At 73.7% G+C, this 5119-nt stretch carries 3 protein-coding genes; all 3 read right to left on the bottom strand.

The genetic code is table 11. From position 1 onward, the window contains the following. The coding region (locus EHS43_RS36790) for an ABC transporter ATP-binding protein (protein ID WP_148104183.1) at nt 1-1538 on the bottom strand (1538 nt) is incomplete at its 3' end. Continuing rightward, nucleotides 1535-3277: an ABC transporter ATP-binding protein gene (locus tag EHS43_RS36785; RefSeq protein WP_125194949.1), complete on the bottom strand. Its 1743-nt coding sequence runs from the start codon at nt 3275-3277 to the stop codon at nt 1535-1537. The genes EHS43_RS36785 and EHS43_RS36790, both read right to left, overlap by 4 nt. Before the next feature lie 28 nt (nt 3278-3305). Continuing rightward, on the bottom strand, nt 3306-5119 hold a 1814-nt coding region (locus tag EHS43_RS36780), incomplete at its 5' end, for an ABC transporter ATP-binding protein (RefSeq protein ID WP_148104182.1).

The following is a 5119-nucleotide window of genomic DNA, read 5'->3' as shown; positions in this document are numbered from 1 at the left end:
GTCGTGGGATCGAGCAGCGCGGTCGCCTCGTCCAGGATCAGCGTGTGCGGGTCCGCCAGCACCACCCGGGCCAGGGCGAGTTGCTGCGCCTGGGAACCGTCGGGGCGGAAACCGTCCTCGCCGAGCCCGGTGCCGAGCCCCTCGGACAGCTCCCGCACCCACCCGTCGGCCCCCACGGCGGCCAGGGCCGCCCACACCTCCTCGTCCCCGGCGCCGGGGTCGGCGATGAGGAGGTTGTCGCGGACGGTGCCCAGGAAGACGTGGTGCTCCTGGGTGACCAGGACGACCTGGCGGCGCAGCCGCTCGGGGTCCAGGCCGACGACGGGCACGCCCCCGACGGTCACCGAACCGGACGTGGGCGCGTCGACACCCGCGAGCAGCCTGCTGAGCGTGGTCTTGCCCGCACCGGACGGCCCGACCACCGCGAGCCGCTCACCGGGGCGCACGGTCAGGTCGACGCCGTGCAGGACCTCGCCGCCGCGGCCGTAGGAGTAGCGCACTCCGGAGACGTCGATGCGGTCGTCGGCGGGGGCGGGGCAGGCCTCGGCACCGGCGCGCGGGGCCGCGGCGAGGCCCTCGACCCGGGCGAAGGAGGCTCCGCTGGACTGGAGTTGCTCGACCCGCACGAGGATCTGGTCGAGCGGACCGACCAGTTGCTGGAGGTACAGGGCGGCCGCGACGACCGAGCCCAGGCTCAGCACGCCCCGCGCGTGCAGCATGCCGCCGATCAGGAGCACGCCGGCCACCGGCAGGATGTACGCCACCTCCACCACGGGGAAGAACACACTGCGCAGGTAGAGGGTGTGGAGGCGGGTGCGGCGGGCCGTGTCGAGGGCGTCCCGGCTCGCCCGGATCCGCCGCTCCTCCAGCCGCAGCGCCTCGACCGTACGGGCGCCGGACGCGGTGGCCGCGAGGATCTCGGCGACCTCCGAGGTGGCCTCGCCCTCGGCCAGATAGCCGTCCCTGGCCCGGCGCAGGTACCAGCGCAGCACGAACCAGATCGGCACCAGCCCGAACACACCGACCGCGCCCAGCAGCGGGTCCAGGAAGAACACCGCGGCGAGCAGGAACACGAACTGCACGGAGTTGATGAGCAGTTCGGGACCCGCGTCGCGGAGCGTGGTACCCACGGTCGAGACGTCGGCGGTGCCGCGGGCGGTGAGGTCGCCGGTGCCCGCGCGTTCCACCACCGAGGCGGGCAGGGCGAGGGTGCGGTCCACGAACTCCTCGCGGACCCGGGCGAGGGTGCGTTCGCCGAAACGGTGGCCGACATAGCGGGCCCAGCGGGCGAGGAGGAGCTGGGCGCTCGCGCACACCACGAGGACGGCGGCGAGCCGGTCCACCGCGGACACGCCCTCGCCGGCGCGCACCTCGTCGATGATCCGGCCCAGCAGCCAGGGGCCCGCGAGGCCGGTCAGGGCGGCGGCGGAGTTCAGGGCGAGGACGGCGGCGAAGGCGCGGGCGTCCTTGCGGATCAGCCGGCCGGCGGCCCGACGGACGGTGGCCCGGTCGGCGACCGGGAGGTGGCCCCTGCTCATGTCGTGACCTCCACGTCCCGGGCCACCAGAGCCCGGTATCCCGGTTCCGCGGTGAGGAGTTGCTGGTGGGTGCCGGTTGCCGCGACCTTGCCGTCGACCAGGTAGAGGACGGTGTCGGCGTGGTCCAGGACGAGGGGGGAGGTGGTGGTGACGGCTGTCGTGCGGCCGTTCCGTGCCTCACGCAGGCGTTTGGCCACCAGGGCTTCCGTGTGGGCGTCCAGGGCGGAGGTGGGTTCCGCGGCGAGCAGGACGTCCGGGTCGGCGAGGAGGGCCCGCACCAGGCGGACGCGTTGGCGCTGGCCGCCGGAGAGGTTGCGGGCCTGGGCGTCCATGGGGGAGTCGAGACCGTCCGGGAGACCCTGCACGATGTCGTCCGCCACTGCCGCGTGCAGGGCGGCCGCGAGGTCGTGCGGGCTCGTCGTGCCCCGCGGCGGGGCCGCATGTTGGTGGAGCCCTGGGCCCCTGACGGGCGCGATCATCTCGCCCAGAGTTCCCGCGAACAGGTCCGCCTCGTGGTCCGCCAGCAGGATGTGTTCCCTGACCTGGGGCAACCTGATCTCCTCCAGCGGGACGCCGGCCCAGGTCGCCCGCGACGGCGCGTAGCGGGCCAGTCGGTCCAGGACCGTCGCCGAGTCCGCGGGGCTCGCGCCGGCCAGGGCCGTCAGACGGCCCGGCAGGATGCTCACGCCCGACTCCGGGTCGTGCAGGACCGACGGCTCGGCGGGGGCGTCCCGGGTACCGCGGTCCTCCAGCGGCTCCAGGCGCAGGAAGCGGACGACCCGCCTCGCGGCCACCACCCCCCGGCTCAGCTGGTAGCCGCACTCCACCCAGAACGCCACCGGGCCCACCAGGACCGCGACATAGCCGTACACCGCCACCAACTCGCCCACGGTGATGTCCCCTTGGGCGGCCAGGCGGGCCGCGAGCCAGGTGACGACGGCCAGGAACAGGGTGGGCAGGCCGACGCCGAGGGCCTGCACCCAGCTGGTGACCGCGCCGACCCGGTAGCCCTGGGACCGCAGCCGCTGGGAGTCGCGGTGGAAGGCGTCGGCCACCAGGGACTTGCCGCCGAGGCCGTTGAGGACGCGCAGGCCGCCCGACAGGTCGGCGATGCGGGCGGTGAGAACGCCCTGGCGGTTGCGGTACTCCGTCTCGGCGCCCTGGAGACGGGACAGGAACGGACCCACGAGCAGGACGATCGCCGGGATGCCGAGGAGGACCACCGCCGCGAGGACCGGGGAGACCGAGACCAGCACGGCGGCGACCGTCAGATAGGCGACGCAGGCACCGACACCCGGGCCGACGACGGTCAGGGACTGGGCGATCGTCTGCACGTCGCCGACGCCGATCGTGACGACCTCACCGGCCCCGGTCCGGCGCGCGAGCGCGGCCCCCAGACGCACCGCCTGGCCCACGACCACCTTGACCGTGCGGAAGTTGGCGTCCATCCGCACCCGGGTCATCGTGCGGTGCCGCATGATGCTCAGCCAGGCGTTGAACGAACCGACCGCGAACAGCGCGAAGCTCCAGCCGGCCAGCGCCGCCCAGTCGCCCGGCTCCAGGCCCTCGTCGATCGCCTTCGCCATCAGGTACGGCGTCGCCGCCAGCAGCACCATCCAGGTACTGCCCAGCAGCGCCCCGGCCACGGACCGCCCCGGCTGACAGCGCACCAGCCACCACAGGTACCGCCAGCCGCCCCGGACGTCGGGCGTGCCCGGGTCCTCGTACGCGTCGATCACACATCCCCCTGGTCACCCATATGGCGGCTCACGCCAGACTGTCCCGCCAGGCCCGGTGCAGATCCGCGAACCGGCCCGTGCCCGCGACGAGTTCGGCGGGCGTGCCGTCCTCGACGATCCTGCCGTGCTCCATGACGAGCACCCGGTCGGCGATCTCCACCGTCGACAGCCGGTGCGCGATCACCACGGCCGTACGGCCCCTCAGGACCGTCGCCATCGCCCGCTGCACGGCCCGCTCGCCCGGCACGTCGAGCGAGCTGGTCGCCTCGTCCAGGATCAGCACCGCGGGATCGGCGAGCAACGCCCGCGCGAACGCCACGAGCTGGCGCTGCCCCGCCGAGATGCGGCCACCGCGCTTGCGTACGTCCGTGTCGTACCCGTCGGGCAGCGCGCTGATGAAGTCGTGCGCGCCGATCGCCTTCGCGGCCTGCTCGATCTCCTCACGGGTGGCGTCCGGGCGGCCGATCGCGATGTTCTCGGCGACCGTGCCGGAGAACAGGAACGCCTCCTGCGTCACCATGACCACCCCGCGCCGCAGTTCGGGCATCGCCAGGTCGCGCAGGTCGACGCCGTCGAGCAGGATCCGGCCCTCGGAGGGGTCGTAGAAGCGGGCCAGCAGCTTGGCCAGGGTCGACTTCCCGGCGCCGGTCGAGCCGACCACCGCGACCGTCTGCCCGGCGGGCAGGACGAGGTCGAAACGGGGGAGCACCTCACCGCCGGTGCGGTAGCCGAACGCGACCGCCTCGAAGGCGACCTCACGACCGGGCCGGTCCGCGGACGCGAGCGCCGGGAGCTGCCGGGGAACCGACGGCTCCGGGACGGTCGGGACCTGGGCGAGCAGGCCCGCGATCTTCTCCAGGGAGGCGGCCGCCGACTGGTAGGAGTTCAGGAACATCCCGAGCCGGTCGATCGGGTCGTACAGCCGCCGCAGGTACAGCACCGCGGCCGCCAGCACGCCCAGCTCCAGCGAGCCCTGTGCCACCCGGTAGGCGCCCCACAGGACGATGCCCGCGACGGCCGCGTTGGCGACCAGCCGGGATCCGACGACATAGCGGGCCATCTCCAGGAGCGCGTCGCCGTTGACCCGTTCGTGCCGCTTGTTCAGCACGGCGAAGTCGGCGTCGTTCGCGGCCTCGCGGCGGAACGCGCGCACCGGGCGGATGCCGTTCATGGTCTCGACGAACTTCACGATCACGGCGGCGATCGCGGTCGACCGCTTCCGGTACACCCGTCCCGCCCGCCGCCGGTAGACCCGCACGAGCAGGTACAGCGGCACGAAGGAGGCCACCGCGACCGCGCCGAGCCCGAGGTCCAGCCAGAGCAGCAGGGCGGAGATGTAGAGGAAGGACAGGATGACGGTGACGAGTTCCTGAAGGCCCTCGCTGAGCAGTTCGCGCAGTGACTCCACGTCCGTCGTGGAACGGGAGATGAGCCGGCCCGAGGTGTAGCGCTCGTGGAAGTCGATGCTCAGCGCCTGCGCGTGGCGGAAGATCCGGCCGCGCAGGTCGAGCAGCACGTCCTGGTTGACGCGGGCGGAGGCCAGGATGAACGCGTACTGAAGCCCGCCGGAGGCCAGCGCGCACAGCAGATAGCCGGCGCCGACCGCGATCAGCGGGCCGTGGTCGTGCTCCCGGAACGCGGGGACGGCCCGGTCGATGGCGTACGCCACCAGCAGCGGGCCCGCCTGCACGGCCGCCTGCTGGAGCAGCAGCAGAAGGGTCGTCACGGTGACCCGCGCCCTCAGCGGGGCGAGCAGCGAGCGCAGCAGGTGGACGGTGGCGCCCGGGGGAGAGGGCAGACGGTCCTGGTCGAAGGCGTGGTCGCCGTCCTGCGGCCCGGGCG

This window comes from Streptomyces sp. RP5T, assembly GCF_003933965.1.
Lineage (GTDB): Bacteria > Actinomycetota > Actinomycetes > Streptomycetales > Streptomycetaceae > Streptomyces.
Note: the sequence above shows the minus strand (reverse complement) of the source record. Positions and strands in the feature narration are given on the sequence as shown.